This window comes from Hydrocarboniphaga effusa AP103, assembly GCF_000271305.1.
GTDB lineage: Bacteria > Pseudomonadota > Gammaproteobacteria > Nevskiales > Nevskiaceae > Hydrocarboniphaga > Hydrocarboniphaga effusa.
Genome location: NZ_AKGD01000002.1, coordinates 830787 through 857174 on the forward strand (window position 1 = coordinate 830787; position 26388 = coordinate 857174).

The following is a 26388-nucleotide window of genomic DNA, read 5'->3' on the forward strand; positions in this document are numbered from 1 at the left end:
GACGCGCGACGTCTTTCGAAAAACTGCGTCGCTGCGGGAGGTGCCTAGACTAGGTTCGGAGTCTGTCACTAAGCTGTCGTCCATCGCAGGCGCAGCGGACAGGTCCGAACGTGAGAATCTTGTTGGTGGAAGACGCAGCCGAACTCGCCGGGGCGATCGAGACCCGCCTGCGCCGCGATGGTCATGCGGTCGACTGGCAACGCGATGGCGAAGGCGCGAGCGCGGTGCTGTCGTATCAGCGCTACGACGCCATCGTGCTCGATATCGGCTTGCCCAAGCGCGACGGCTCTTCGGTGCTGACCGAGTTGCGCTCGCGTGGCGACAAGACGCCGGTGCTGATGCTGACCGCGCGCTCCGAGATCGAAGACCGGGTGCAGGCGCTCGATATCGGAGCGGACGATTACCTGCCCAAGCCTTTCGATTTTCGCGAGTTCGATGCGCGCGTGCGTGCCTTGCTGCGTCGGCGGCAGGATGTGGCGGCGGGGATCACGCGTATCGGAGCGCTGGTGTTCGATCGCGCTTCCAAGCGCGCCCTGCTCGATGGACGCAATCTGGAGTTGCCGAATCGCGAATACCGGCTGTTCGAAATCCTGATCGGCCGCATCGGCAAGGTCACGAGCAAGGAGACCATCGCCGAGCACTTGTTCGGCTTCAACGATGAGGCCGGGCCGAATGCGATCGAGCTTTACATCGCGCGTCTGCGCAAGAGGCTCGAAGGAGCGCCCTTGAGCATCGTCACCGTGCGCGGTGTGGGCTATATCGTCGAAGCTGCGGCCGATCCGGTCAACGAATAGAGCGCGCGCGTTGCATAGCCCTTCGATAAGGCGAAGCCTGCTCACGATCATCGGCGGCGTGTTCGTGATCAGCATGCTGCTCGTGTTCGCCGCAGCACGCGCTTACGGCGCGCGCGCCGCGAACCTTTCATACGATCGCCTGTTGACCGCATCGGCGCTGTCGATCGTCGAAGCGCTCACGGTGATTCAAGGCGAGCTGAGCGTCGATCTGCCGTATTCGTCACTGAGTTCCTTGTCGCAGGCGCCCGAGGATCGCGTGTTCTATCGCATCGCCGGACCGCAGGGTGATCTGGTCACCGGGCAGGGCGATCTGCCGTGGCCAAAACGCACTCCGGCCGGTGAGGCGCCGTTGTTCTTCGATGCCGAATACAGCGGCGAAACCGTACGCTTCGCCATGCTGCGCCGCTGGATCGCAGCACCGGGCCTGCGCGGCTGGGCGACCGTGCAGATCGGCCAAACCCGGCGTGCGCGCGAAGCTTTCGCGCGCGACATCGTGTTGCGCTCGGTGCTGCCGATCGCGGCGCTCACCTTGCTCGCGCTCGGCGCGGTCTGGCTCGGTGTCTATCGCGCGCTGCGGCCGTTGCGGCGCATCGAACAGGAGCTGCTATCGCGTTCACCGTCCGATCTGTCGCCGGTGTCGGCGCCGGTGCCCGTCGAAATGACGGCGATGGTGCATGCGCTCGATCGCTTCATGGGCCGGCTCTCGCTCAACATCGCCACTCTGCGCGCGTTCATCGCCGAAGCCGCGCACCAGATCCGCACGCCGCTCGCGATCCTGCGTGCGCAGGCGCAGAACGCGCTCGACGAAGACGATGTCGAGCGGCAAAGACGGGCGGTGGTCGTGGTCGAAGACCAGGCCACGCGGCTCACGCGGCTGGTCAATCAATTGCTCAGCGACGCTGCGGTGATTCACCGTGCCGATCTGCGTTGCTTCGACGAGGTGCTGCTCGCCGATGTCGTGCGCCAGGCGCTGCGCGACAGCCTTCCGCGCGCCGATGCCGATTTGCGCGTGCGCTTCGATTGCGAAGCGGAGGACGCGCAGATCCAGGGCGATGCGATGATGCTGCGCGAGGCGATCAAGAATCTCGTCGATAACGCGCTGCGCTATGGCTGCGGCGAAGCACCCGCGAACGAGCCGGACCTGGCGCTGCGGCTCTACGCGCACGGTTCGGCTTATCGCATCGAAGTGGCCGATCGAGGGCCCGGTATCGCACAAGCCGAGCGCGCAACGGTATTCGAACGCTTTTCCCGCGGCAGCACGGCGAAACCCGGCGGAGCCGGCCTGGGCCTGGCCATCGTGCGCCGCGTCGCCGAGAGCCATGGAGGAACGGTGAGCTTGCACGATCGCGAAGGCGGTGGCTTGCGCATCCGCATCGAGCTTCCACGAGGCTCGGCATGAGGCGCGCGCTGGTCATCGTCGGGCTTGCGCTGTTGCCGCAGATGGCCGCCGCAGACCCGGGCGACGTGACGCTGTTCTCGCCAGCGCAAGGCCGGCCGACGACGACGCTTTCGTTGTTCGGCGCCAACGACACGGTCGATGTCGAGCCGATCGTCGCCGATTTTCTGCAGGCCAATCCGGATCTGGCCGTGCGCTATCACGAGTTCACGACGCTGAAGCTGCGCGAGCACTACCTGCGCGGAAAGGACAGCGAAGACGGTGCCGACGTGATCATGAGTTCGGCGATGGATTTGCAGGTCCAGCTCGTCAACGACGGTTGGGCTCAAACCTATGTCTCCGAGCAGACTCGGGCCTTGCAGACATGGGCGCAGTGGCGCGACGAACTGTTCGGCTACAGCTACGAGCCTGCGGTTCTCGTCTACAACCGCAAGCTCATGGACGTGAAGAAGCTGCCACGCACGCGTTACGAATTGCTGACCCTGCTGCGCGACCCCGAGCGTCCGCTGCGTGGAAGGATCGGCACTTACGACGTGCGGCGCAGCGGTATCGGCTACCTGCTTGCGAGCCAGGATGCGCGGCTCAGCAGCATTTCAGGCGCACTGACCGCGGCGCTCGGGGACAATCAGGCGGTGCTGCTCGATCAATCACGCGCCTTGCTCGATCGAGTCGCCCGTGGCGAGATCGTGCTCGCCTACAACGTGCTCGGCGCCTATGCGCAGAAGCACATCGACGCAGGCGCGCCGATCGGCATCATGCCGCTCGCGGACTACACGCAGGTGCTCATGCGCACGGTGATGATTCCGCGCACGGCCAGGCGCGTCGGCGCCGCGCGGCGTTTCGTCGACTACCTACTGTCGCTCAAAGGCCAGCGCTTCATGGCGGGCCAATCGCCACTGCCGCCGTTGCGCATCGATACCGACAGCCGCGATACACCGGCGGGCGCCGGAGCGACCGAACGCGCGATTCCGCTCGGCCCCGGCTTGCTCGTCTATCTCGACGCGCTCAAGCGCCGGCATTTCCTGGAAACCTGGGATGCGGCCATGCAGCACGAAGGCCTGCCCGCACAACGCTGACAGGTCGATGACAGGCAGCCGTTCCTAGACTCGCTGCAGACGCCGGAAAAAGCTGGCGCAAAATCGAGAGTGGCATTGCGTGCGAATACGTAATGGTGCTCATAAAGAATGGCGCGACGACGAGGAGACAAGACATGCTGACCGCATTGGGTTTCGGCATGGTGGCGACTTTCATGTTCCTGATCATGAGCAAGCGGCTGTCGCCGCTCACGGCTCTGATCCTGATCCCGATTCTGTTCGGGCTGGCGGCGGGGTTCCAGGCCGGGCTCGGCGACATGATGCTCGACGGAATCAAGAAGCTCGCGCCCACCGGCGTGATGCTCACGTTCGCGATCCTGTACTTCGGCATCATGATCGACGCGGGCCTGTTCGATCCGATCGTCTCGCGCATCCTCGCGGTGGTGAAGGGCGACCCGCTGAAGGTCGTGATGGGTACGCTGATCCTCGCGGCGGTGGTCTCGCTCGACGGCGATGGCTCCACCACGTACATGATCACGGTGTCCGCGATGCTGCCCTTGTACAAGCGGCTCGGCATGAACGCGCTCGCGCTGACCGGTGTGACGATCCTCGCGGGCGGCATCATGAATCTGCTGCCTTGGGGCGGGCCGACCGCTCGCGTTGCGGCGACGCTGCATCTCGATGCGGGCGAATTGTTCGTGCCGATGATTCCGGCGATGGGCGTCAGCCTGGTCGCGCTCGCGGTGCTCGCGTACTTCATCGGCCTGTCAGAACGCCGCCGTATCGCACGCGTTCGCCTGCCGCAGGACAGCGCGTATGCGCAGCCTGATGCAGATGAGTCGGGTGCCGCATCGACCGCCTCCGACAAAGCGCGATTGCGCCGTCCGCAGAATCTGTGGATCAACGCCTTGCTCACGATCGCGCTGCTCGCGGCGCTGATCATCGGCCGGTTGCCGCTGCCGGTGCTGTTCATGATCGGCTTCACGCTTGCGGTGATCATCAACTATCCGCAGCTCGATCTGCAGCGCGAGCGCGTGTCGTTTCATGCACAGAATGCCTTGCCCGTGGTGGCGATGATCTTCGCGGCCGGTGTGTTCACGGGCATCCTGTCGGGCACCGGCATGGTCGAGGCGATGTCGAAGAGCTTCCTCGCCGTGCTGCCCCAGGCCTGGGGGCCTTATCTGGCGCCGATCACCGCGATCGCGAGTGTCCCGTTCACGTTCTTCATGTCCAACGACGCCTTCTACTACGGCGTGCTACCGATCGTTGCGGATGCGGCCAGAGCTTATGGCATCAGCGCCGCGGAGATCGGCCGCGCTTCGCTGGTCGGCCAGACCGTGCATCTGCTGAGTCCGCTGGTGCCATCGACATATCTGCTCGTCGGCCTGGCCGGCGTCGAGTTCGCGGACCATCAGCGTTACACGCTCAAGTGGGCGCTGGGCATCTTCGTGGTGATGCTGATCGCTTGCCTCGCGCTGGGCCTGTTTCCGTTCTTCTCGGTGGCCGCGGCGGGCTAGGGTTTGCGCTTGGGTGAAACCCACATCGTGATCACCCCGCGAAACACCGCATCGCCTGCGCGATCGACGATCTCGACATGCGCAGGCAGCTCGAAGCCCTGATCGCCGAACACCGGCTCCTTGTCGAAGCGCGCGATGCCGCGCACGTCGGTGTTGGCTTTCTTGAGGTATTCCACCGTCATGCCTTTGGGAATCCAGCGATGCGTCGTCGGTACGCTGGCCTCGGTCATGATGCCGCCGACGAGTTCGGCCAGATTGCACAGCGCGATCGCGTGCACTCCGCCGAGATGATTGGTGATGGCGCGATGTTTCTTCACGGTCGCCACGCAATGGCCGAACGCGAGTTCGACGAAGCGCGGTTTGATGCTCGCGAAGTAGGGCGCTTTCATGCAGATGGCGCGCGTGAACAGCTGCGCACCGAGCGGCAGCTTCGACAGCGTGTTCCAGCTGCGCAGGGCGATCGGGGTGTCGGTCATGGTCGTCGGTGAGAAGAGAGCTGTGCCGATTGTGACGATGCGGGCGTGAACGGTGAACGGCAATAAAGGCGCGATGCGCTGGCGCGACGGTTACCGGCCTGCGGCCTGAGTTTGAAACCTGCTCGCTGCGGCGATCAGATCGCCCAGAAGCTCCGGTAATTCGGCCGAAAGTGCAGGCAGATGCGCGCGCCATCCGGCGCTGGCGTCGCGCATCGGCTGTGCTCGCTTGAGCCGATGCGCGATGCGCCGCAGCGCCAGGTCGATGCCCGCGGGTTCCGCGTAACTTTGCAGCAGGGCTGTGAAGCCCGGCCTGTCCGGTTTGCGTGGGCCTTCGAACCAGTCGCTGGCATCGGCCACTGCGATCGCGCATCGCTCGCAGAAATGCGTGAAATCGTCTGCTGAATAGCGCGCCCACTCGATTGCGAGCGCGTGATCGCTCAGCACGTCGAGGATCACCGGCGCATAGCGCCGCGGCCCCGCGATGAAGCGTCCGACGGCCGCGAGTCGCAGCGGATGATGGTCGGTCAGCGCATCGATGCGCCGGTGCAGGCGGATCGAATCGGCGATCGGCTGCGGAAAGCGGGCGAGGTCGGAGCCGCGCACGAAATCGCCGAGTACGGCGCCGGCCAGATCGGCACCGACGCGATCGGCGATCAGCAGGTGGACGAGGTAGTTCATGTGCTCGAACGCACGGCCCAGACGTCGCGCAGCAAGCCGGGTCCGACGCCGCGATCGAGTCCGACCACGAGCGCAGCGCAGCCGAGCGCCGACGCCACCGTCGAGACGATGAACACCAGCGTGTAGCCGCCGGCATCGCCGATCGCCGCGCCGACGAATCCGGCGACGCCTTGCACGCAGACGATCGCGCAGGCGTAGAGGCTGTAATCGGTGCCGGCGTGCCGCGCATCGCTCGCGTCCATCATCAGGGCGAACAGCGCGACCGTCGCCATGCCGCCGAGCAGGTGTTCTGCGATGCAGGCAGCCCAGATCATCGGCTCGCCGCCGATGCGCTGGGCCGCGGCTGCGTAGAGCGCCAGGCTCGCGGTCTGCGCGATGCCGAACGCGAGCAGCACCGTGCGCCGCGGCAGGCGGAACGCGAGCCAGCCGCCGAGCGCCGCGCCCGCCAGGCCACAGCTCGATCCGACGCTGCCCTTGATGATCGCGATCGCCTCCTTGCTCAAACCGTAGTCGCGCATGAACGGGCCGACCAGCGAAGCGCCCATGGTGTCGCCGAACTTGTAGGCCGCGATCAGCGCGACGAAGCCGATCACGCCGGGCTCGCGCAGGCGCAACCACCAGCCCCCCGCGAGTTCGCGTGCAGACGTGCGCGCCGCCGCCGCGTCGGCCTTGCCGAGGCGCAGCCACAGCACCGGCATCGAACTCAGCAGCAACAGCATGGACATCGACAGGAACATCGTCGCGGAGCCGAGCCTGGCGTAGACGTAGAGCAGCAAGCCGCCGCCGAACACCATGCCGATGCGATACGCGCCGACCTGTATGCCGTTGCCGAGCCCGCGCTGGCGCGAATCGAGCAGGCGCACGGCGATGCTGTCGGTGACCACGTCCTGCACCGAGGCGAACAGGCTGAAGACGAACAAGGCCGCGAACAGCATTGCGAAGCCCTGCGACAGATCCACGAGCGACAAGGCGGCGGCACCCCCTGCGGTGCACAGCTGCAAGGGCAGCAGCCAGCTGCGCGGCTTGCCGACCTGGTCGACGAACGGCCCCCACAGGAATTTCAGGGCCCACGGCAGGAACAGCAGCGAGCTCAGGCTGATCGCCTTGAGCGACATCCCGGCTTCGCGCAGCAGCACCGGCAGCGCCTGGCTGAAGAAGCCGAACGGAATGCCCTGAGCGGCGTAGAGCCCGGTCAGCAGCGCGAGCGTGTAGGCGGGCTTCGGAGTCAGCGTGAGCGCACGGCGGGTCGGTGTGCTCACGCGACGAAGGTGGTGCTCAAAGCTTTGGCGGCTGACGCGTAGGATTCGGGCCCGGCGTCGGTCCGACGCTTGGTGGCAGGACGATCGCCGATGTGCCCTTGCTCTCGTCGCCGACACGCGAAAGTCCTGCGGTGATCAGAAAGCGCATCGCATCTTCGAAGCTCATGTCGACTTCGGTGAGCAGCGAACGCGGCAGCATGATCGTGTAGCCGCCGATCTGATAGCTCATCGGCAGGTAGACGGCCACTTGATCGTGATCGTCCGCCAGACCGAACTTGGTGAGGTCTTCGACGGTGATGAAGCCGAGCATGCGAAACGGCAGGTTCGGCAGATTCACCATCACCACCTTGCCGAACGCGCTGTCGTCCTTCTTCGAGAAGAAGCCGGTCAGGTCGCGCACGGCGCTGTAGACGGTCTTGATCAGCGGCACGCGCTCGAGCTGGTCTTCGATCCACTTGATGAACTCGCGGAAGAACACCGCCTGCATGAGCAGGCCGATGATGAAGATCAGTACCAGCGACATCAGCAATCCGGCGCCCGGCCAGCTGCCGGCGTTCGGCATGAGCCAGCGCACGAAGCCGCCGAAGAAGGTATCCGCCGCCCCGATGAGCCAGAGGATCACGGCGAAGGTCACCATGATCGGCAGCACCGCGAGCAGGCCCGTGAAGAAGGTGCGCGAGAACTTGCGCCAGCTCGGGATGTTGGTTCCGGGCGTGAGCAGATTGATCTTGGACCAGTCGATCTTCATGTCGTCTCGCTCAGGCAAACGTCCATTCGTGGCGGCCCAGGCCGCGGCCCTCGAGTACCGCGCGATCGCCGGGCTTCAGCGGGGCCACGCCTTCGGGCGTGCCGGTATAGATCACGTCGCCGGGCTCCAGCGACCAGGTCTGCGACAGAATGTGAATCTGCCGCGCCACCGTGTAGAGCATCTCGCGCGTGCGGCCATGCTGGCGCAGCTCGCCGTTGACGTGCAGGGTGAATTCGAGCGCCTGCAGGTCCTGTTCGAGATACGGCTTGAAATCGCCGAGCGGAGCGGCGCCGTCGAAGGCCTTGGCGAGCTCCCACGGAGCGCCCTTGTTCTTGAGCGTGTTCTGCAGGTCGCGCGCGGTCAGGTCGAGCCCGAGCGTGATGCCGGCGACGCAGCCCATCGCGTCTTCGACCGCAATGTCGCGGCCGCCACCGGTCAGCAGCACCACGAGCTCGGCTTCGTGATGGATGGTGCCGATGTGCTTGGGCAGCACCACGGGTTCGCCGGCCTCGACGACGCAGGACGCCGGCTTCATGAAGATCACGCATTCGCCATCGGCGGCGTTGCCGAGCTCGGCAACGTGCTTGGCGTAGTTGCGGCCGATACAGAAGATGCGATTGACGTTCATGAGCGCTTCCGGGAGATCGGCCGCGAGTATAGAGCGCCGCAGATGAACGCCGCGTTCCGTCGCGGCGTCCGCAAATCGCGCTCATTCGAAGCTCATGTCCACCTGCACGCCGAACACGCGCGGCGAGCCGAAGGCGATGGCGCGGCCGGCCTCGATGCCGAAGCCGCCGACGTAGCTGGCGCGGTAGGTGGCGTAGTCGTCGTCGAGCAGGTTGCGGCCGAAGGCGACGATGGAAACGCGCGAGGTTTCATAGCCCAGGCGCAGATCGAGCAGGCCGTGCGCATCGCCGCGTTCGCGCGTGGTATTGGCCGGCGTGGTGTAGCTGGTGCCGGTGTAGGTGTAGGCGATCGAGCCGAACCAGCCGCGCAGCCAGCCGTCGACGAAGCGCGCGACGCCGCCCGCGCTGCCGGTCCATTCGGGCGCCTTGGCGAAGCGGTTGCCCGAGTAATCATTGCTGCCGGTCTCGTACCGGTCGAAGCGTGCGTGTGCGTAGCCGGCGTTGAGGTAGACGCTGCTCGCCGCGCCGAGGCGCAGGGAATTCTCGAGTTCGACGCCGTAGAGCGTGGAATCGGCCGCGTTCTGCGTGAGCAGGGCGCTGCCGTCGGCGTTGGGAACCTGCACCTGCTGGTCGGTCCATTTCGTGTAGTAGACATTGCCGCGCGTCTGCAGGCGGCGATCGAACCAGGCCGTGCGCAGGCCGGTTTCGACGGTATGCGTGTATTCCGGGTCGTATTGCACGATGTCGCCGTTCTGCGTGTCGACATCGCCGCCGCCCGCGCGATAGGCCTCGACGTAGGTCAGGAACAGGTTCACCTCAGGCGTCAGCGCATAGCGCAGGCCGATCTTGGGCAGCAGGGCGTCGTAGCTCGCCTTGATCTGGCGACCGCTGCCGGTGCCGGGCGTCAGGCCGCCGGTCTGGAACGCGAACAGCGCCGGCACGGTGATCTGCGCGAGCAGGGCGTCGAGCGGGGCCGCCTGCTCAGGCGCGACCACGAAGCCGTCGGCGCGCGTGATCTGGTAGTTGCTGTAGATCTCGGCGTGCTCGCGGTCGTAGCGCAGGCCGCCGATCAAGGTCAGGCGTTCGGTGAACTGGTAATCGAATTCGGTGAACACGGCGACGTTGTCGGCGTCGTTCTTCGAATCGAGGTCGAAGTCGACGCGCGCGGCGATCAGATCGCCGACCGCGGGCACCGGCAGCACTTCGCCGAGCTGCACGTAGAGGTCGCGGCCCTGGTTCGACGAGTCGTAGCGGAAGCGCCCCGCGTAGAGTCCGACCAGGCCGGTCAGGCCGTTCCAGTCGCGCACGTTGAGGCGCAGCTCCTGGGTCAGCGTGCGGCCGTTCTGGTCGAACTGGTAGCTGCCGTTGTCGGCCGTCGAGGTGTCGTAATCGGCGAACTCGTGGTTCCTGGAGCGGATCAGTCCGGTGGTCGAGCTCAGCTCGACGTGCTCGCCGAGCAGCTGGCGCAGCCGCAACGAGATCGGAACCGAGGTCTGGCCGGCGTCGCGCGGCACGTTGTCGGCCACCGTGCGCGAGTTGCCGTCGGCATCGTCCGGAATCCGGTTGACCGGCTGGGTCAGGCCGTCGCGATCCGACTTGCCGGCGGTCAGCAGCGCATCGAAGCCCTCGGCGAAGCTCGGGCGCCAGGCCAGCTTGCCGCGCAGCAGCAGGTCTTCGGTCCGGTTCCAGTCCGGATCGTCGAGCGTAACGTTGCGCACGAAGCCGTCGTCGGCGTGATAGTCGGCCGCGAGCCGGAACGCGAGCCCGCCGCCGATCGGCCCGCCGCCGGCAGCCGCGTACTGGCGCTCGTTGAGCTCGGCCAGGCGCATGCGCGTGACGAGGTTCCAGTCCTGCGTCGGCTCACGCGTGTTGACCACGACCGCACCGGCCAGCGCATTGCGCCCCTGGCTCGTCGACTGCGCCCCGCGCAGCACTTCCACCTGCTCGACGTCGAACAGGTCGAGCAGGTTGCCGGACTGGCCGACCTGGTCGACGGCGACGCCGTCGAGATACGTGCTGATGACCGGCTGGCCCGCGCCGAAGCCCTCGGCACCGCCCGCGCTGACCCCGCGCAGGCTGAAATCGCCCTCGTTGGTGATGCTCGCGTTGGCGGTGCGCGCGATGACCTCGGAGACGCTGTCGATGCCATAGTCGGTCGCCGCCCGGTTGTTGGTGATCGCGACCGAACTGGTGGTCTTGGCGAGCGTGCGGCCGAGCTTTTCGCCGAGCACGACCACTTCTTCGAGCTCGGCAAGATCGTCGGCCCGCCGCGGCAGCGGGGCAGGGGCTTGGTCGCCGACCGCGATCGCATCGTAGCTGGCCGCTTCGTCGCCCTGGGCGAGCGCCATCGAAATCGAAGCCGGCGCCATCGCCAGAACCGCCCAGCCCGCAGCCCAGCCACGTCCACCCAGCGCCTTGCCGCGCCGTTCGAAGTCACGCATTCGAGAAATCCCCCCGATTGAGATCAAATGATAAGGAATCTCATTTGAGTTGAGGGTGACGCACGGTTCATTGGGGCAAATACACCAGGGCGCCGCCGCCCGATGCGCCTAAAGCAACGAACCCCCGCCGGAGCGGGGGTTCGGAACAGCGGATGCCGCTTGAAGCCTTAGCTGCGTTCCCCGATGCCGAAGCTCGCGAAGCCCTTCTTCTTGAAGTTGTCGCGCGATCGAGGGTTGCGCAGCTTGATCGGCCTAGATGCGCTCCTCGATGCCGAAGCTCGCGAAGCCTTTCTTCTTGAAGTTGTCGCGGAACATGTCGCGCAGCTTGGTCGCGGTGGCGTCGTACTCGTCCTTGTTCGCCCAGGTGTTGCGCGGATTCAGGATGGCGCTGTCCACGCCCGGGCAGCTCTTGGGCATCTTGAGCTTGAGGATGGGCTGCACTTCGGTTTCGACGTTGTCGAGCTCACCGTTGAGCGCCGCGTTGAGCAGGGCGCGCGTGACCTTGAGCTTCATGCGCGCGCCGCCGGTGGTGGCGCCGCCACCACTCCAGCCCGTGTTGAGCAGGATGCAACGTGCGTTGGCCGTTTCCATCTTCTTGGCGAGCAGCTCGGCATAGACGTTCGGGCGCTGGGCCATGAACGGGCCGCCGAAGCAGGCCGAGAACGTCGGCTGCGGTTCCTTGACGCCGACTTCAGTGCCGGCGACGCGCGCCGTGAAGCCCGAGACGAAGTGGTACATCACGTCCTTGGGTTCGAGGATCGACACCGGCGGCAGCACGCCGAAGGCATCGGCGGTCAGCAGCACGATGGTCTTCGGCGCCGGGCCCTGGCCGTTCGGCATGACGTTCGGGTTGGCGTCGAGCGGGTAGCTGAAGCGCGTGTTCTCGGCGATCGAGCCGTCGAACAGGTCGAGCTCGTCGGGGTGGCACTCTTGCATCTTCTTGCCGGGCAGCGGCGGCACGTTTTCGATGATCGTGCCGGGCTTGGAAAGGGCCTGGGCGATGACCGGCTCGGCCTCCTTGTCGAGGTCGATCAGCTTGGCGTAGCAGCCGTCCTCGAGATTGCAGAGACCGTTGTCGGACCAGATGATCTCGTCGTCGCCGATCAGCTTGCGCGCGGCGTCGGCCGACAGCGTGGTCTTGCCGGTGCCCGACAGGCCGAACAGGATCGCGGCGTCGTTGTTCTTGCCGACGTTGGCCGAGCAGTGCATCGACAGGCGGCCTTCCTTGGGCAGCAGGTAGTTGCCGACCGTGAAGATGGTCTTCTTGTTGACGCCGCAGTAGTCGGCGCGGCCCGCGACGAGGCAGATCTTGTTGCGCACGTCGATGATGCAGGCGGCCTCGGCGCGGCTGCCGTCGATCTCGGGCTCGCAGACGAAGCTCGGCACGTTGAGCATGGTCCAGCGGCGCGTGTCGACGTCCTTCACGCCCTGCAGGTCCTTCGGGAACATGTTGTGGCAGAACATCGCGTGGGTCGCGTATTCGCCGACGAAGCGGTAGGGCACCGCGAAATCGGGGTCGGAGCCCATGAAGAGATCCTTGACGTACAGCGTGGCCTTCTTCTCGTTGAGGTGCGCGATCACGCGCGCCAGAAGGCCTTCGTACTTCTCGGGCTCGTAGGGATTCAGGTCGGCCTTGAACCAGATCTCGTCGGCCACTTCGGGCCATTTCACCGCGTAGGTGTCGCGCGTGCGGCGGCCGGTGCAATCGGGGTCGGTGTAATAAACCAGCGGGCCTTGGTCGCCGAGGATGGTCGGGAACGCCTTCTGGTCGTTGTTGCCGCCATCGCGCTGGGTGCGACCGCGGTCGTTGGCGATGGCTTCATGGAACAGCTCGGTCTTGCCGAGGTTGTACTTGTAGCTGACGGTCTTCAGACCGAACAGTTTCTCGAGATCGGCTTGGAAGCTCGCCTGAAACGTCATTCGTGATACCCCTGGCTGGCATATGGAAAACAGATGGATTATGGCTAAATTCATCCGCGGGCGCATGAACCTCTAGTGAAAATATCCATGCAAATTGCGCATTGCGAGTACGGCATTCGCGCATGCCGGCGACCTATACTGGGCGCTCATTTTGACGACGGCGTAAGCCGATCTGGACGGGCGGCAACATGACTTTCCCGGCATCTAAGCTTGGCCTCGGCGTGCTCGGAGCCGTTTTGAGCATGCAAGCATTGGCCCAGACCTCGGCCGCGATTCCGCCAGCCGCGTACGGAAACCGTCAGGCCGGCCAGTTCGGCGATCGCACGGCCGGGGCTTTCGGCGACATCGACCAGGGTCACTACGGTGATACCGCCACGGGCAGCTTCCGGCAGGAAAACTATTCCCGCGCCCAGGAAGGCCAGGTGCGCCCGATCACCGCCAGGCCACTGCCCGCGACGGTGTCCTCGCCGTACATCACGCTCAACAAGCCGGCCGACGAGCCGGCTGCCGACAGCAAGCCCCGGGCGCAAAAGAAAAAGTAAGCCGGGAGCCAAGTGCTTTCCAAGTCTGGGTCGGCGGCCACGCCGCGCGACCCGTCACGGTCTCAGGCGCGGCGGTAGACGACCTGTCCGGCGTGCAGCGTGAGGTTCACGCGACCCTTGAACCCGTAGCCCGCGAACGGCGTGTTGCGTCCGCGGCTGACGAATTCGCGCGGCTCGAGCGTCCACTGCGCATCGGGATCGACGAGCACCAGATTCGCCACCGCCTTCGACTTGAGCGCCGCAGCCGGGCGGCCGAGCACCTGCGACGGTCCCAGGCTCAGGCGGGTCGCCACTTCGAGCGGGCTCAGGATGCCGTCGTGGACCAGACGAAGGCTCAGCGGCAGCAGGGTTTCGAGCGCCGAAATGCCCGGCTCGGTCATCGGGAACGGATCGACCTTGGCGTCGGCCTCGTGCGGCTGATGGTCCGAGCAGATCGAGCCGATCACGCCGCGCTGGAGCGCATCGCGCAATGCGTCACGATCGTGGGTCGCGCGTAACGGCGGGATGACATGTGTCATCGCGTCGAAGCCCTCGACATCCGCGTCGGTCAGGAATAGCTGGTGGGCCGCGACGTCGGCGGTGATCGGCAGGCCGCGCGATTGCGCGGACTCGACGAGCATCGCCCCGCTGGCCGTCGACAGCCGGCAGAAGTGCACGCGCGCGCCGGTGTCTTCGACGAGCGAAATCCACAGCCGCAGGGCGGCCACTTCGGCGGCGACCGGAATCGGCGGCAGGCCCAGGCGCGTGCCGACCGGACCTTCGTGCGCGCAGCCGCCATTGGACAGCGCGGCGTCCTGCGCGAACACGTGGATGACCTGGCCGAGCCCGTGCGCATATTCGAGAGCCCGGCGGACGACCAGGGCATCGCGCAGCGGGGCGAAAGCCTGGCTGTAACCGACGCAGCCGGCGCGCTTGAGCGCGCTCATGCTGGCGAGTGCTTCGCCCTTCAGGCCCTGCGTGAGCGCCCCGAGGATTTCGATGTCGAGCCCGCCGCTTCGGGCCGCGATGCCGCGGATGCGGTCGACCATGGCCGGGGTGTCGACGACCGGCGAGGTGTCCGGCGGCAGGACCACGCAGCCGATGCCGCCGGCCTGCGCGGCGCGGGTTTCGCTCGCGAGGCTGGCCTTGTGCGTCGCGCCGGGCTCGCGGAAGCGCGCGGCGAGGTCGACAGCGGACGGCATCAGCCACAGGCCATGGCCGGAAATCGTTTCGTCGTAGCGCGTGCTCGGCAGCGAAGCGTCGTGATGGTCGATGCGGCCGTCGCGAATACCGACGCTGGCGATCGCATCGGTGCCGGCGACCGGGTCGAGCACGCGGACGTCGGTGATCAGCAGGGAGGTCATGCGCCGGCTCCGGTCGCACCGGCGGTCTCGCCGAGGATTTCCGCCATCACCGCCATGCGCACCGCGATGCCGTAGGTGACCTGGTTGAGGATCAGCGAGCGCTCGTCGTAGGCGAGGTCGCCTTCGAGCTCGACGCCGCGGTTGATCGGCCCCGGATGCATGATCACGGCGTCCGGCTTGAGCCGGGCGAGGCGCTCGCGCGTCAGGCCGAAATCGGCGTGGAATTCGGACAGCGAGGGCAGGAAGGCGCCGAGCATGCGTTCCTTCTGCAGGCGCAGCAGGATCACCACGTCGACGCCTTCGAGGCCGCGTTCGAGTTCGTGGAACACGCGCACGCCCATCGCCTCGATGCCGACCGGAACCAGCGGCGGCGGGGCGATCACGCGAATGTCGGTGCAGCCGAGCGTGCGCAGGCCGTGGATGTCCGAGCGCGCGACGCGCGAATGCAGCACGTCGCCGACGATCGCCACCGACAGTCCCGAAAAGTCCGGCCTGCCGGGCGCCTTGTGCGCGCGGATCGTGAACATGTCGAGCAGGCCCTGCGTCGGATGTGCATGGCGGCCGTCGCCGGCGTTGAGGATCGCCACGCCGGGCGCCGCGTGCTCGGCGAAGAAATGCGCTGCGCCGCTGGACTCGTGGCGGACCACGAACATGTCGGCCTGCATCGATTCCATGGTCTTGAGCGTATCGAGCAGGGTCTCGCCCTTGGAGGTCGAGCTCGCCGCGATCTGCAGGTTGATGACGTCGGCCGAGAGCCGCTTGGCGGCCACTTCGAACGTGGTGCGGGTGCGCGTGGAGGCTTCGAAGAACAGGTTGACGACGGTGCGTCCGGTCAGCAGCGGCAGCTTCTTCTCGGGGCCCGAGGTGGCCTCGGCGAGTTCGGCGGCGCGGTCGAGCAGCGACAGGATCAGCTCCCGCGACAAGCCTTCCATCGTCAGCAAATGCCGGAGCCGGCCGCGGCTGTCGAGTTGCAGGTTGGGGGTCTTCATGCTGGGGCGCGAGTCTACCAGCGGCGGCGCCGTCTCGCCCTATTGCGCGTGCCGTGAAATGTGTTCGTCACGGCTTCGCTACCATAGGCGGAAATGTCCGACGCCCACCCTTCTTTCGCCTCGTCGTCCCAGACGAGCTCCGGCAACGCCGATTTCCAGCCATTGGCGATCTACCGCCGCCTGCTCGGCTATACCATCGGCCACTGGAAGATCTTCATCGTCGCGGCGATCGGCATGGCCGCGAGCGCGGGCACCGAAGTGGCGTTCATGAGCCTCATGCGCCCGCTGCTCGACAAGACCTTCGTTTCGCCGGACCCACAGACGATCAGCTGGCTGCCGTGGGCCATCGTCGGCCTGTTCGTGCTGCGCGGCGTGGCCGGCTTCACCTCGGGCTACGGCATGTCGTGGATCGCGCGCAGCGTGGTGATGCAGCTGCGCGGCGAGCTGTTCGAGCATCTGCTCAAGATGCCCGTGCGTTTCTACGACCGCATGAGTTCGGCGCAGCTCGTGGCGCGGCTGACCTATCACGTCGAGCAGGTCGCCGAAGCCGCGAGCAATGCGCTGACCTCGGTGATCAAGGACGGCCTCACCGTGATCGGCCTGATCGGCTGGATGTTCTGGCTCAACTGGCAGCTCGCCGCCTTCTGCATGATCGTCGCGCCGATCATCGCGAGCATCGTCGGCTACGTGAGCAAGCGTTTCCGCAAGGTCTCGAAGCGCATCCAGGAAAACATGGGCCAGGTCGCGCAGGCCGCGGACGAATCCGTGAGCGGCCAGCGCATCGTCAAGATCCACAACGCGCAGGCGCACGAGCGCCGGCAGTTCGACGTCGTCAACGCGCGCGCGCGTTCGCTCGCGATGAAGATGGTCGCCACGCGTGGAGGCAGCGAGGCGACGATCCAGTTCATCGCCGCCTGGGCGGTCGCGGGCATCGTCTTCTTCGCCACGCAGCCCGAGCGGCTCGCCGAAATCACGCCCGGAACCTTCGTCTCGTTCGTCGGCGCGATGCTCGCGGTGATGAATCCGATGCGCAGCCTCGGCAACGTCAACGAGAAAGTGCAGCGCGGCATCTCGGCGGCGGGCGACGTGTTCCGCATCATGTCCGAGCCGGCCGAAACCCCCGGCGGCACGCGCCCGCTCGAACGTGCCAAGGGTGCGATCGAATTCCGCGACGTGCACTTCCGCTATTCCGAAGAGATGCCCGAGGCGCTGCGCGGCGTTTCGGTGATGATCGAGCCCGGCCAGACCGTGGCCTTCGTCGGTCGCTCGGGCTCGGGCAAATCGACGCTGCTGTCGCTGATTCCGCGCTTCTACGATGTCGACAGCGGCGAAGTGCTGCTCGATGGACACGACTTGCGCGAATACTCGCTGCACGACCTGCGCTCGCAGATCGCGCTCGTCGATCAGCAGGTGCGTTTGTTCAACGCGACGATCGCCGAGAACATCGCCTACGGGCTCGAAAAGCTGCCCGACCAGGCGCAGATAATCGAGGCGGCCAAGGCCGCGAACGCCTGGGAGTTCATCGAGAAACTGCCCGAAGGGCTCAACACGATGCTTGGCCAGAACGGCGTGAATCTGTCGGGCGGACAGCGCCAGCGCCTGGCGATCGCACGCGCGCTGCTCAAGAACGCGCCGATCCTGATTCTCGACGAGGCGACGTCCGCGCTCGACACCGAATCCGAGCGGCTGATCCAGGCCGCGCTCGAGCGGCTCGTCGTCGGCCGCACCACGCTCGTGATCGCGCATCGCCTGTCGACCGTGCAGAACGCCGATCGCATCATCGTCATGCAGGAAGGCCGTGCGGTGGAGCAGGGCGCGCATCAGGAGCTGCTCGATCGCGAAGGCATTTACGCGGCCTTGCATCGCATGCAGTTCCAGGAGCCGGCCACCACGGCCGGCTGACGCGGCCCTTCCATTGAGCGAGTTCCTGCAGCGGCTTTGGTACGAGCGAGCGCAGGCGCCGCTCGGGCTGCGTCCGCTCGCCGCGCTGTATGGGTTCATCGCGAATCGCCGGCGCGAGCGTCTGGTCGCGCAGCAGAAGACGCTGCCCTTGCCCGTGATCGTCGTCGGCAACATCAGCGTCGGCGGCACTGGCAAGACCCCGTTCTCGATCTGGCTCGTCGAACGCCTGCGCGAATGGGGTTTTTCGCCCGGCGTGATTTCTCGCGGCTACGGCGGCAAGGCGCCGCACTATCCGCTGCGCGTGCGCGCGGACAGCGATCCCGCGCACTGCGGTGACGAGCCTTTGCTGATCGCGCTGCGCACGGGCGCGCCGGTGGTCGTCGCGCCCGATCGGCTGGCCGCGGCGCGCTTGCTGATCGACAGCGGCGAGGTCGACGTGCTGATCGCCGACGATGGTCTGCAGCACTACCGCTTGCCGCGGCAGCTCGAGTTTTGCGTGATCGACGGCGCGCGCGGGCTCGGCAATCGCGCCTTGATTCCGGCCGGGCCTTTGCGCGAACCGCCCGCGCGACTCGATGAAGTCGATTTCGTCGTCGTCAACGGTGCGGGTTTCGATGAGCGGCCCGATGCTCTGCGCTTTCAGCTGCAGGCCTTGCAGACACGCTCGCTCGTCGGCGCCGCGGAGCGCCCGCTGGCGAGCTGGCACGGTGAAACCGTGCATGCGGTCGCCGGCATCGGACATCCGCAGCGCTTCTTCGCGAGCCTGCGTGCGGCGGGCTTGCAACTCATCGAACATGCCTTCGCCGATCACCATCGTTTTTTCGCACAGGACTTGCGGTTCGGCGACGCGCTGCCGGTGCTCATGACCGAGAAGGATGCGGTCAAATGCCGGGCGTTCGCCGATGAACGCGCCTGGGCCCTGCCGGTATCGGCGCAATTGTCGGCTGCGGACGAGGTGCGCGTGAGAGTATCCTGCATGGCCCTGCGAAGCGCGGCCCAGGCTGCGCCTTGCCAGACAAGGTGAACAAACTAGAGATGGATCAGTAATGGATAGGCGTCTGCTCGACATACTCGTCTGCCCGGTTTCCAAGGCGCCGCTGCAGTGGCACCCGGAGCAGCAGGAACTCTGGTGCAAGGCTTCGCGCCTCGCGTATCCGGTGCGCGACGGCATTCCGGTGATGCTCGAGGAAGAAGCCCGCGCGCTCGCGGACGAGGAAATCGAAGCATGAGCGCCGCCGATCCGAAGAAAAGCGCCGTGAAGTTCAAGGTGGTGATTCCGGCGCGCCTGGGTTCGACGCGTCTGCCCGGCAAGGTACTGCGCGACGTGCACGGCAAGCCGGTCATCGCGCATGTCTGGGAGGCCGCGCGCGTGAGCGGGGCCGAGCAGATCATCATCGCCACCGACGACGAAACCGTCGCGGCCGCCGCGCGCGGTTTTGGCGCCGAAGTGCGGCTCACCTCGGCGAGCCACAATTCAGGCACCGACCGCGCCAACGAGGTTGCGCGCACCGAAGGCTGGGACGACAGCACCATCGTCGTGAACCTGCAGGGCGACGAGCCGCTGATGCCACCGGCGCTGCTGCGCCAGGCCGCGACCCTGCTCGCCGAAGACCCGGTCGCCGATCTCGCCACGCTTGCGCATCCGCTGCATTCGGTCGACGAATGGCTCAATCCGAACGTGGTCAAGGTCGTCACCGATCGACGCGGCTACGCACTGTATTTTTCGCGCGCCCCGATTCCGTGGCGTCGCGATGGCGCGACGCGCGAAAAACCCGTGCTGCCCGAAGGGCTCGCGTTCCGCCATATCGGTCTCTATGCCTATCGTGCGAACCGGCTCGCCGAATTCAGCGGGTTGCCGCCGGCTCCGCTCGAGGACTGCGAGGCGCTCGAACAGCTGCGCGCACTGGCGCACGGCATGCGCATCAAGCTCGGCATCACCAACGATCCGCCGCCGCGCGGAGTCGACACCGAGGAAGACCTGGCCTTCGTGACGGCGGCGCTGGCTCGTCGCTGATCCTTTTGCTTGAAGCTGTGACGCAAACGAAAACGGCGCCTCGAGGGCGCCGTTTTCGTAGGTGAAGCAGAAAGTCGCTTAGGACTTCTTACGACTTCCGCTCGTCTTCGGGCTGGTCGCTTTCGAACGGATTGCTGCGCGTCTCCACCTGGATGAAGCGCGGCGCGGCCGGCTTCGGCGGCTGCGGCTCGGCCGGAGCGGTGATCGGCTGCTGCGCGGCTTCTGGTTCCAGCTGCCGTTGCGGTTCCGGCTCGGATTCCGGTTCGCTCTGCGGAGCGATTTCGGGTTCGGCGATCGTCACTTCGGTTTCCGAGACCGCGGGTTCTTCCGCAACCGGCGCGGGCGCGGCTTCGGCAGGCTCGGCCATTGTTTCGGCAGGCGGCGGCTCGACCGGGTCGGCGGCGTGAACCGTCTCGACCAGCTTCACCTGCTCGGACAACGCCGGGACAGGTTCGGCCGGAACTTCGGTTTCCGCGGCTTCGATCGGTTCGACGAGGGCGTCGATCACGGCAACCGGATCGGCGACCGGCACCTGCTCCTCGACCGCCGCGGGAGCAGCCTCTTCGAGTGTCTGCGGACGGCCGCTTTCCTCGGCGACGACCGCCGTTTCGACGGCCGCCGGTTCGGGGATCGGCTCCGGGGCCGCTGCCGAAGTCGGTGCCGCTTCCGCTTCCACTTTCACGACTGCTTGCGCTTCGGGTTCGAAGGCGACCGCGGCTTCCACGGGTGCGGGCTGCTCGTCGACCGGTTCGGCCGGCTCGAAGTCGGTGACCGGGAAGCGCGACTCGACGTTTTCGTAGCGCACGGCGTTCGGGGCAAAAGACTGGGAGGTGGCGGCGCTGGGCTGCGGCTCGCCGGCCTGCTGGCCCGACGTATTTTCCGGCTCGAAGGCGGGCAGGTCGGTCCGGCTTTCGCGAATGAGTTCGCCGACCGGCGGCTCGGCCGGAACCGGCAGCGATGCTTCGACCGGCTCCACCGCGTCGGCGATCGTCACCGTGACGGTCGTCGCGGCGCTGGCCCGCGTCAGTGCCGCTGCCAGATCGGCCGGCAGCGAATCGCGCGTGACCTCGGCTGCTTCGGCTCCATCCATGCCTTCGGCGCTCTCCGAACCATCCTGCGGACGGCGATCGCCACGATTGCGGTTACGACGACCGCGGCGGCTACGGCCGCTGCGCTCCTCGTCACCGGGCTGGCGCGGCTGGCCGCCGGGCGGCAGCTGCGGACGCGGTCCCGGGCTCTGGCCAACGGCGACTTCGGCGGCCAAGGCCTCTTCGACCGGAGCCGGGCGCTGCTGCTGAGGCTGCTGCGGGCGCGGGTTGTTGTTGCGATCGTTGCCGCGGTCCTCGCGGCGCGGCTGCTGCTGTTGCGGCTTCTGCTGCTGGGCGTTGCCGCCGGCGTTGCGGTTCGGGTTGTTGTCGCGGCGCTGGTTCTGATCGCGCTGCTGGTCGCGGTTCGAATCGCGACCGCCGTCACGGTTCTGGTCGCGGCCCTGGCGCTCGTCGCGACGGCCTTCGTTGCGCTGCTGACCGCCGCGGCGATCATCGCGGCGACCGCCCTGCTGGCGTTGGCCGCGAACCGGCTCCGCCGGCTTGGGAATTTCGACCGGCGCCGCGCCGATGCCGAACAGGCGCAGCAGCTTGGTCCAGAGGCTTTCGCCTGCGGCGCTCGGCTGCAGCACCACCGGCGCGGGAGCTGCTGGTGCCGGGGCGGGCGTGGCAGCGGCCGGAGCCGGCGACGAGGGCACGATCTGCTTGACTGCCGCCTCGGCGACGCGAGCCGGAGCACGGCCGCCCGCGGTGTCCTCGAGCGGCTTGGCGTCGAAGTTCTGCGCGAGCAGGTGGCTCGACGCCGCGTTGTTCTCCTGCTGCAGATGATCGGCGCGAACGCGCTTGATCTCGAAGTGCGGCGAATGCAGCGACGCGTTCGGGATCAGCGCAATCGAAACGCGGCAGCGGGCCTCGATCTCGCGCACCACGGCGCGTTTCTCATTGAGCAGGAAGGTGCCGACATCGACCGGCACCTGCGCGATCACGCGACCGGTGCGGTCCTTCATCGCCTCTTCCTCGATCAGGCGCAGGATCGATAGCGACAGCGACTCCACGCTGCGGATCTGGCCGCGGCCTTCGCAGCGCGGGCAGGCGATCTGCGTGTGTTCGCCGAGGCTCGGACGCAGGCGCTGGCGAGACATTTCCATGAGCCCGAAGCGCGAGATGCGGCCGAGCTGGATGCGGGCGCGGTCGATCTCGCAGGCCTTCTCCAAGCGGCGCTCCACATCTTTCTGGTTCTTGGAGCTGTTCATGTCGATGAAATCGATCACGACCAGCCCCCCCAAGTCGCGCAGGCGCAGTTGGCGCGCGATTTCGTCGGCGGCTTCCAGGTTGGTATTGAGCGCGGTGTCCTCGATGCTGCCGCCGCCGGTGGCCTTGGCCGAGTTGATGTCGATGGCGGTCAGCGCTTCGCCCATGTCGATGACGATGCTGCCGCCCGAGGGCAGGCGCACGGTGCGCTCGTGAGCGAGCTCGATCTGGCTCTCGATCTGGTAGCGCGAGAACAGCGGAACGTCGTCGGAATAGAGCTTCAGTCGCGGCAGGTTCTGCGGCATCACATGTTCCATGTGCTGCCGTGCCTGCTCGAAGATCTCGGCGTTGTCGATCACGACTTCGCCGATGTCCGGGCGCAGATAGTCGCGCAATGCGCGCAGGATGATGTTGTTTTCCTGGTAGATCAGGAAAGATCCGCTGCGTTCGGTGGAAGCCTTCTCGATCGCGGTCCAAATTTCGATCAGGTAGTTGGCGTCCCACTGCAGCTCTTCGGCGGTGCGGCCGATGCCGTTGGAGCGGACGATGACGCCCATGGTGTCCGGAATCTGCAACTGCTCGAGGGCCTGCTTGGCCTCTTCGCGATCCTCGCCCTCGGCGCGCCGAGACACGCCGCCGGCCTTCGGGTTGTTCGGCATCAGCACCAGATAGCGGCCGGCGAGGCTGATGAACGTGGTCAGGGCCGCACCCTTGTTGCCGCGTTCTTCCTTCTCGACCTGGACGATGATCTCCTGACCTTCCGACAGAAGATCGCGGATGTTGCCCGACGATTGCTTGAAATAGCTCTTGGAGACTTCCTTGAGCGGCAGGAAGCCGTGGCGCTCGGCGCCGTAATCGACGAAGCAGGCTTCGAGACTGGGTTCTACCCGAGTGATTCGGCCCTTGTAGATATTGGATTTTTTCTGCTCGCGGCTGGCGAGCTCGATGTCGAGGTCAAAAAGCTTCTGTCCGTCGACGATGGCCACGCGCAATTCCTCGCGCTGCGTGGCGTTGATCAGGATTCTTTTCATTGATGCGGTCTATGAGGGTGCGCTCGACCGCGGTACGGGTAATTTTCTGGCGCATGAGATTTCGAAGCGCTTTTCTGTGCCCGTCCCTGTGCGGGAGCGATGTTGACTAAAAGGAATCTGCGTCATCGGCTGCTTCATTGCAGCCACATGCCGCAGGCATGTAATACAAGCCCGGTAGAGCTTCAGAGAGTCACGAGATCTGATCGGATGGGTCGTGGCGCTGGTAGACTTGCGACACGCCGGCGCTACGGCCCGACCCTCAGGTCTCTCCTGGCGCAGGCGCAAGGCCGCTGCCGGGGCGAGAGACTCCGGTTACTAGAATGCACGGAGTTGTCACATTTTGCCAGCTGAGAAACCCCAGGTCCGGCACGTACGCGCCAAGGCGCAGGACGCCGGCCAGCGTATCGACAATTTCCTGCTAAAGCAGTTGCCTGGCGTCCCCAAGTCCCATGTGTACCGCCTGCTGCGGTCGGGCCAGGTGCGCATCAACGGCGGTCGGGCCAAGCCCGAACGCAAGCTGGAGGAGGGCGACGAGATTCGGATTCCGCCGGTTCGCGTTGCCGAGAAAGGCGAAGCCGTGCGCCCGCCCGACGAGGTGCTCAAGCGGCTCAAGGAGTCGATCGTCCACGAGGACGCTCATTATCTGGTGATCAACAAGCCGGCCGGCTATGCCTCGCACGGCGGCACCGGCTTGCCTTACGGCGTGATCGAGGCGATTCGCGCCTGGAACAGCTACGAGTTCATCGAACTCGCCCATCGCCTGGACCGCGACACCAGTGGCGTGCTGCTGCTGGCCAAGACGCGTCCAGCCCTGCTGCGCGCCCAGAGGGCGTTCATGCACGGCACGTCCGACAAGCGCTACTTCGCCCTGCTGTGCGGGCGCTGGAAGGGTGAGGCTCGCGATGTCGATGCCGCGCTCGTAAAGAGTCGGCTCGAGAGCGGCGAGAGTTACGTGGAGTTGGACGAAGAAGACGGAAAGCCGTCCAAAAGCCGCTTCACGCCGCAGGCGCGCTATAAGGAAGCGACGCTCTGCGAGGTCGAGATTTTCTCGGGGCGCACGCACCAGATTCGCGTGCATTCGCTTGCGCTTGGTCATCCGGTGGCCGGCGACCGCAAATACGGCGAGCGCGAAGTGCACAAGCCGCTGCGTGATCGCGGGCTCAAGCGCATGTTCCTGCATTCCCACTTCCTCGAGCTGCCGGCCGATGGCGAGTTCGCCAAGCTGATCGTTGCGGCCCCGATGCCCGACGAACTGCGTGATTTCCTCAACGGACTGCCGCAGGCGGCCCGATGAGTGCCGATCGCCGCTTCGACCTCATCATCTTCGACTGGGACGGAACCCTGGCCGACTCGGCCGCCCAGATCGTCACCGCCATGCAGGGCGCCATCGACGAGCTCCAGCTGCCATCGCGCACCGATCACGAGATTCGCGACCTGATCGGGCTCGGACTCAACGACGTGCTGACCCGGCTGTATCCGGAGCTCGATGCGGACGAGATCATGCAACTGCTGATCTCCTACCGCGATCGTTATCTGGCCAACCAGCCGCCCGAGGCGCCACTGTTCGCCGGTGCGCTCGAGGCGCTCGAAAAGCTCAACGAGCATCAGTACTTGCTCGCGGTTGCGACGGGAAAATCGAGGAAGGGAATGGTTCGCTCGTTCAAGCGTCATGAGCGTGTCGGGCAGCTCATGGCCTCTTCCCGCACGGCGGACGAAACCGCTTCCAAGCCGGATCCTCTCATGCTGCGCGAGCTGTTGGCCGAACTCGATGTGCCGGCCGAGCGTGCGCTGATGGTCGGCGATACCGAATACGACACCCAGATGGCCGCCGCGCTCGGCATGGCCGTGGTCGGGGTCGAATGCGGCGTTCACCACGGTGATCGCCTGCGTGCCGCCGGGGCCGAGGCGGTGATCGAGTACGTCGCCCAGCTGCCGCTCTGGCTAGGGCACCGCTGAGCCGGCTTCGGCGAGCAGGCGCCGGAGCGTGATCAGCGGCAGGCCGACGAGGGCCGTCGGGTCGTCGTTGCGGACCGATTCGAACAGGCTGATGCCGAGCCCCTCGACCTTGAAGCCGCCGGCGCAGTCGTGCGCGGGCTCGGCGGCGACGTAGCGCTCGGCCTCGTCACGGCTGAGCTTGCGAAACTGCACGACGGTCAGGTCGACCGCGATGAGTTCGGTTGCGCCCGAAACGAGCGCGATCGCGGTCGCGAAACCGGCTTCCCGGCCGCTCAGCGCGAGCAGCTGTTCGATATTGGCCTCGGGCGATCCGGGCTTGTGCAGAATCTGCCCGCCGCAGTAGGCGACCTGGTCGGAGCCCAGCACCCATTGGCGCGGATGCCGCTCGGCGACGGCCCTGGCCTTCAGCGAGGCGAGCCGGCGGGCCCGGGCCTCGGGTGCCTCGCCGGGCAGTTCGTCTTCGTCGACCTCGGGCGCTTCCTGCACGAACGGCACGCCGAACCGGCGCAGCAGTTCGGCTCGGTATCTGGAGGTGGAAGCCAGCACCAGCGGGCTGTCGGCACCGATCGCGACGCTGGCTTTGGAGAGGGTGTAGGGTGAGGCCATAACGGTGAGAAAAGCTTTGACTTCGTGAGGTCGGAACTCTATCATCCGCCGCCCTGGTGAAGCCCCCATGCCGATTCCGCAGTACATCAAGGCCAGCGCTGGACTGACTCGGTCAGCGCAATATGCCGGCGAAATCGACCCGGCTTCGCTGGAGCGCCTGAGCTCCGAGCTCGTGCAGCCCGGTTCCACGCTTAGCGCGGAACTGGGGCTGGAGCGGGATGCCAAAGGCAGCTGGTTGAGAGGGCGAGTCGAAGGCGGTCTGTGGTTGACCTGCCAACGCTGCCTGAACGACTTCGAGTGGCCCTTGGACGTCGATGTCGAGCTTCGGCTCGTGCAGAGCGAAGCCGAAGAGGCGCGGGTGCTGGAAGAAGCGGATCCGTTTCTGGTCGAGGACGATAAGCTGCCGCTGGTGGAGATCGTCGAGAATGAGGTGCTGCTGGCGCTGCCGATGATGCCGCGTTGCAGTGAATGTGAGGCAGCGGCCGCCGATGAGGCGGAAGCGCCTGCGAAGGACGCGGAAGCTGCATTGGAAACGGTGCAGAAAAAGCCGAATCCCTTCGCTCAATTGTTGAAGAAATAACGGACTCGAGAGTCCGCCTGAAGGAAGTCAGTCATGGCCGTCGCAAAATCAAAAAAGTCGCGTTCCTATCGTGGTCACCGTCGTTCGCACGACGCCCTGACCAAGCCCGCCCTGTCGGTCGATCCGACCTCGGGTGAGACGCACCTGCGTCACCACGTCACCGCCGACGGCTACTACCGTGGCCGCAAGGTGATCGAGAAGGCGGCACCGGAAACCACCGAGGAATAATCCTCGGCGCC

24 protein-coding genes are annotated in these 26388 nt (G+C 66.1%); 13 read left to right on the forward strand and 11 right to left on the reverse strand.

What is annotated here, in order from left to right:
- Positions 1 to 110: 110 nt before the first annotated feature.
- The 4 genes from WQQ_RS15065 to WQQ_RS15080 all read left to right on the forward strand — a co-directional run bounded on the left by WQQ_RS15065 (position 111) and on the right by WQQ_RS15080 (position 4741).
- Complete coding sequence (locus WQQ_RS15065; protein WP_040454202.1) at positions 111 to 794, forward strand: response regulator; 684 nt, start codon at positions 111 to 113, stop codon at positions 792 to 794.
- Between the two features lie 73 nt (positions 795 to 867).
- Positions 868 to 2193 (forward strand): sensor histidine kinase N-terminal domain-containing protein, encoded by a 1326-nt coding sequence (locus WQQ_RS15070; protein ID WP_083844611.1) that lies wholly within the window; start codon positions 868 to 870, stop codon positions 2191 to 2193.
- Positions 2190 to 3266, forward strand: a complete 1077-nt coding sequence (locus tag WQQ_RS15075; RefSeq protein ID WP_007186081.1) for an ABC transporter substrate-binding protein — start codon at positions 2190 to 2192, stop codon at positions 3264 to 3266. Before WQQ_RS15070 ends, WQQ_RS15075 begins: the two co-directional genes overlap by 4 nt.
- 134 nt (positions 3267 to 3400) lie before the next feature.
- On the forward strand, positions 3401 to 4741 hold the full coding sequence (locus WQQ_RS15080) for a CitMHS family transporter (RefSeq protein ID WP_007186082.1): 1341 nt from the start codon (positions 3401 to 3403) through the stop codon (positions 4739 to 4741).
- On the opposite strand, the gene WQQ_RS15085 is transcribed toward WQQ_RS15080, so the two are convergent.
- The 7 genes from WQQ_RS15085 to WQQ_RS15115 all read right to left on the reverse strand — a co-directional run bounded on the left by WQQ_RS15085 (position 4738) and on the right by WQQ_RS15115 (position 12889).
- The gene (locus WQQ_RS15085) at positions 4738 to 5217 is read right to left on the reverse strand and encodes a hotdog fold domain-containing protein (protein ID WP_007186083.1); all 480 of its coding nucleotides are present in this window, start codon (positions 5215 to 5217) and stop codon (positions 4738 to 4740) included. The genes WQQ_RS15080 and WQQ_RS15085 overlap by 4 nt on opposite strands.
- A gap of 90 nt (positions 5218 to 5307) precedes the next feature.
- A complete protein-coding gene (locus tag WQQ_RS23145; RefSeq protein ID WP_007186084.1) occupies positions 5308 to 5895 on the reverse strand; it encodes an acyl carrier protein phosphodiesterase in 588 nt (195 codons plus the stop codon).
- A complete protein-coding gene (locus WQQ_RS15095) occupies positions 5892 to 7154 on the reverse strand; it encodes an MFS transporter (protein ID WP_007186085.1) in 1263 nt (420 codons plus the stop codon). The genes WQQ_RS23145 and WQQ_RS15095 overlap by 4 nt, the downstream gene beginning before the upstream one ends.
- Before the next feature lie 16 nt (positions 7155 to 7170).
- Positions 7171 to 7902 carry a DUF502 domain-containing protein gene (locus WQQ_RS15100; protein ID WP_007186086.1) on the reverse strand — a complete coding sequence of 244 codons (732 nt, stop codon included), beginning with the start codon at positions 7900 to 7902 and terminating at the stop codon, positions 7171 to 7173.
- A gap of 10 nt (positions 7903 to 7912) precedes the next feature.
- On the reverse strand, positions 7913 to 8530 hold the full coding sequence (locus WQQ_RS15105; protein ID WP_007186087.1) for a fumarylacetoacetate hydrolase family protein: 618 nt from the start codon (positions 8528 to 8530) through the stop codon (positions 7913 to 7915).
- A gap of 81 nt (positions 8531 to 8611) precedes the next feature.
- A complete protein-coding gene (locus WQQ_RS15110) occupies positions 8612 to 10969 on the reverse strand; it encodes a TonB-dependent receptor (protein ID WP_007186088.1) in 2358 nt (785 codons plus the stop codon).
- A gap of 252 nt (positions 10970 to 11221) precedes the next feature.
- Complete coding sequence (locus WQQ_RS15115) at positions 11222 to 12889, reverse strand: phosphoenolpyruvate carboxykinase (ATP) (RefSeq protein ID WP_007186089.1); 1668 nt, start codon at positions 12887 to 12889, stop codon at positions 11222 to 11224.
- Positions 12890 to 13131: 242 nt separating this feature from the next.
- Between WQQ_RS15115 and WQQ_RS15120 the strand changes: the two genes are divergently transcribed.
- Positions 13132 to 13431, forward strand: coding sequence for a hypothetical protein (locus WQQ_RS15120; RefSeq protein ID WP_157534704.1), 300 nt, complete (start codon positions 13132 to 13134; stop codon positions 13429 to 13431).
- A gap of 62 nt (positions 13432 to 13493) precedes the next feature.
- On the opposite strand, the gene WQQ_RS15125 is transcribed toward WQQ_RS15120, so the two are convergent.
- A complete protein-coding gene (locus tag WQQ_RS15125) occupies positions 13494 to 14774 on the reverse strand; it encodes a dihydroorotase (RefSeq protein WP_007186091.1) in 1281 nt (426 codons plus the stop codon).
- Positions 14771 to 15763: an aspartate carbamoyltransferase catalytic subunit gene (locus WQQ_RS15130; RefSeq protein WP_007186092.1), complete on the reverse strand. Its 993-nt coding sequence runs from the start codon at positions 15761 to 15763 to the stop codon at positions 14771 to 14773. Before WQQ_RS15130 ends, WQQ_RS15125 begins: the two co-directional genes overlap by 4 nt.
- 93 nt (positions 15764 to 15856) lie before the next feature.
- Here WQQ_RS15130 and msbA point away from each other — a divergent pair, with 93 nt between their 5' ends.
- From msbA to kdsB, 4 genes are read left to right on the forward strand one after another with little or no spacing between them, the layout of a single operon-like run.
- Positions 15857 to 17665, forward strand: coding sequence for a lipid A export permease/ATP-binding protein MsbA (gene msbA / locus WQQ_RS15135; RefSeq protein WP_157534705.1), 1809 nt, complete (start codon positions 15857 to 15859; stop codon positions 17663 to 17665).
- A gap of 13 nt (positions 17666 to 17678) precedes the next feature.
- The gene (gene lpxK / locus WQQ_RS15140; RefSeq protein WP_007186095.1) at positions 17679 to 18689 is read left to right on the forward strand and encodes a tetraacyldisaccharide 4'-kinase; all 1011 of its coding nucleotides are present in this window, start codon (positions 17679 to 17681) and stop codon (positions 18687 to 18689) included.
- Between the two features lie 22 nt (positions 18690 to 18711).
- On the forward strand, positions 18712 to 18894 hold the full coding sequence (locus WQQ_RS15145) for a Trm112 family protein (RefSeq protein WP_007186096.1): 183 nt from the start codon (positions 18712 to 18714) through the stop codon (positions 18892 to 18894).
- Positions 18891 to 19679 carry a 3-deoxy-manno-octulosonate cytidylyltransferase gene (gene kdsB / locus WQQ_RS15150; protein WP_007186097.1) on the forward strand — a complete coding sequence of 263 codons (789 nt, stop codon included), beginning with the start codon at positions 18891 to 18893 and terminating at the stop codon, positions 19677 to 19679. Before WQQ_RS15145 ends, kdsB begins: the two co-directional genes overlap by 4 nt.
- Positions 19680 to 19767: 88 nt before the next feature.
- Here kdsB and WQQ_RS15155 read toward each other — a convergent pair whose 3' ends face one another.
- Positions 19768 to 23007, reverse strand: coding sequence for an Rne/Rng family ribonuclease (locus WQQ_RS15155; RefSeq protein ID WP_007186098.1), 3240 nt, complete (start codon positions 23005 to 23007; stop codon positions 19768 to 19770).
- A 340-nt stretch (positions 23008 to 23347) separates the two neighbouring features.
- Here WQQ_RS15155 and WQQ_RS15160 point away from each other — a divergent pair, with 340 nt between their 5' ends.
- Both WQQ_RS15160 and WQQ_RS15165 read left to right on the forward strand, forming a co-directional pair.
- Positions 23348 to 24301 (forward strand): RluA family pseudouridine synthase, encoded by a 954-nt coding sequence (locus WQQ_RS15160; RefSeq protein WP_007186099.1) that lies wholly within the window; start codon positions 23348 to 23350, stop codon positions 24299 to 24301.
- The gene (locus WQQ_RS15165; protein WP_007186100.1) at positions 24298 to 24963 is read left to right on the forward strand and encodes an HAD family hydrolase; all 666 of its coding nucleotides are present in this window, start codon (positions 24298 to 24300) and stop codon (positions 24961 to 24963) included. The genes WQQ_RS15160 and WQQ_RS15165 overlap by 4 nt, the downstream gene beginning before the upstream one ends.
- Here WQQ_RS15165 and WQQ_RS15170 read toward each other — a convergent pair.
- Positions 24949 to 25569, reverse strand: coding sequence for a Maf family protein (locus tag WQQ_RS15170; RefSeq protein WP_007186101.1), 621 nt, complete (start codon positions 25567 to 25569; stop codon positions 24949 to 24951). The two genes, WQQ_RS15165 and WQQ_RS15170, sit on opposite strands and share 15 nt — an antisense overlap.
- Positions 25570 to 25636: 67 nt before the next feature.
- Between WQQ_RS15170 and WQQ_RS15175 the strand changes: the two genes are divergently transcribed.
- Both WQQ_RS15175 and rpmF read left to right on the forward strand, forming a co-directional pair.
- A complete protein-coding gene (locus WQQ_RS15175) occupies positions 25637 to 26149 on the forward strand; it encodes a YceD family protein (RefSeq protein WP_007186102.1) in 513 nt (170 codons plus the stop codon).
- Between the two features lie 33 nt (positions 26150 to 26182).
- On the forward strand, positions 26183 to 26377 hold the full coding sequence (rpmF, locus tag WQQ_RS15180; RefSeq protein WP_007186103.1) for a 50S ribosomal protein L32: 195 nt from the start codon (positions 26183 to 26185) through the stop codon (positions 26375 to 26377).
- Positions 26378 to 26388 lie beyond the last annotated feature (11 nt).

Excerpts from the sequence above, each read along its gene's own strand:
- kdsB (WP_007186097.1), top strand. The coding sequence starts at position 18,891 with ATGAGCGCCGCCGATCCGAAGAAAAGCGCCGTGAAGTTCAAGGTGGTG.
- WQQ_RS15075 (WP_007186081.1), top strand. The coding sequence starts at position 2,190 with ATGAGGCGCGCGCTGGTCATCGTCGGGCTTGCGCTGTTGCCGCAGATG.
- WQQ_RS15130 (WP_007186092.1), bottom strand. The coding sequence starts at position 15,763 with ATGAAGACCCCCAACCTGCAACTCGACAGCCGCGGCCGGCTCCGGCAT.
- WQQ_RS15070 (WP_083844611.1), top strand. The coding sequence starts at position 868 with ATGCTGCTCGTGTTCGCCGCAGCACGCGCTTACGGCGCGCGCGCCGCG.
- WQQ_RS15155 (WP_007186098.1), bottom strand. The coding sequence starts at position 23,007 with ATGAAAAGAATCCTGATCAACGCCACGCAGCGCGAGGAATTGCGCGTG.
- msbA (WP_157534705.1), top strand. The coding sequence starts at position 15,857 with ATGTCCGACGCCCACCCTTCTTTCGCCTCGTCGTCCCAGACGAGCTCC.
- rpmF (WP_007186103.1), top strand. The coding sequence starts at position 26,183 with ATGGCCGTCGCAAAATCAAAAAAGTCGCGTTCCTATCGTGGTCACCGT.
- WQQ_RS15120 (WP_157534704.1), top strand. The coding sequence starts at position 13,132 with ATGCAAGCATTGGCCCAGACCTCGGCCGCGATTCCGCCAGCCGCGTAC.
- WQQ_RS15080 (WP_007186082.1), top strand. The coding sequence starts at position 3,401 with ATGCTGACCGCATTGGGTTTCGGCATGGTGGCGACTTTCATGTTCCTG.
- WQQ_RS15145 (WP_007186096.1), top strand. The coding sequence starts at position 18,712 with ATGGATAGGCGTCTGCTCGACATACTCGTCTGCCCGGTTTCCAAGGCG.
- WQQ_RS15165 (WP_007186100.1), top strand. The coding sequence starts at position 24,298 with ATGAGTGCCGATCGCCGCTTCGACCTCATCATCTTCGACTGGGACGGA.
- WQQ_RS15115 (WP_007186089.1), bottom strand. The coding sequence starts at position 12,889 with ATGACGTTTCAGGCGAGCTTCCAAGCCGATCTCGAGAAACTGTTCGGT.
- WQQ_RS15100 (WP_007186086.1), bottom strand. The coding sequence starts at position 7,902 with ATGAAGATCGACTGGTCCAAGATCAATCTGCTCACGCCCGGAACCAAC.
- WQQ_RS15105 (WP_007186087.1), bottom strand. The coding sequence starts at position 8,530 with ATGAACGTCAATCGCATCTTCTGTATCGGCCGCAACTACGCCAAGCAC.
- WQQ_RS23145 (WP_007186084.1), bottom strand. The coding sequence starts at position 5,895 with ATGAACTACCTCGTCCACCTGCTGATCGCCGATCGCGTCGGTGCCGAT.
- WQQ_RS15110 (WP_007186088.1), bottom strand. The coding sequence starts at position 10,969 with ATGCGTGACTTCGAACGGCGCGGCAAGGCGCTGGGTGGACGTGGCTGG.
- WQQ_RS15175 (WP_007186102.1), top strand. The coding sequence starts at position 25,637 with ATGCCGATTCCGCAGTACATCAAGGCCAGCGCTGGACTGACTCGGTCA.
- WQQ_RS15170 (WP_007186101.1), bottom strand. The coding sequence starts at position 25,569 with ATGGCCTCACCCTACACCCTCTCCAAAGCCAGCGTCGCGATCGGTGCC.
- WQQ_RS15085 (WP_007186083.1), bottom strand. The coding sequence starts at position 5,217 with ATGACCGACACCCCGATCGCCCTGCGCAGCTGGAACACGCTGTCGAAG.
- WQQ_RS15125 (WP_007186091.1), bottom strand. The coding sequence starts at position 14,774 with ATGACCTCCCTGCTGATCACCGACGTCCGCGTGCTCGACCCGGTCGCC.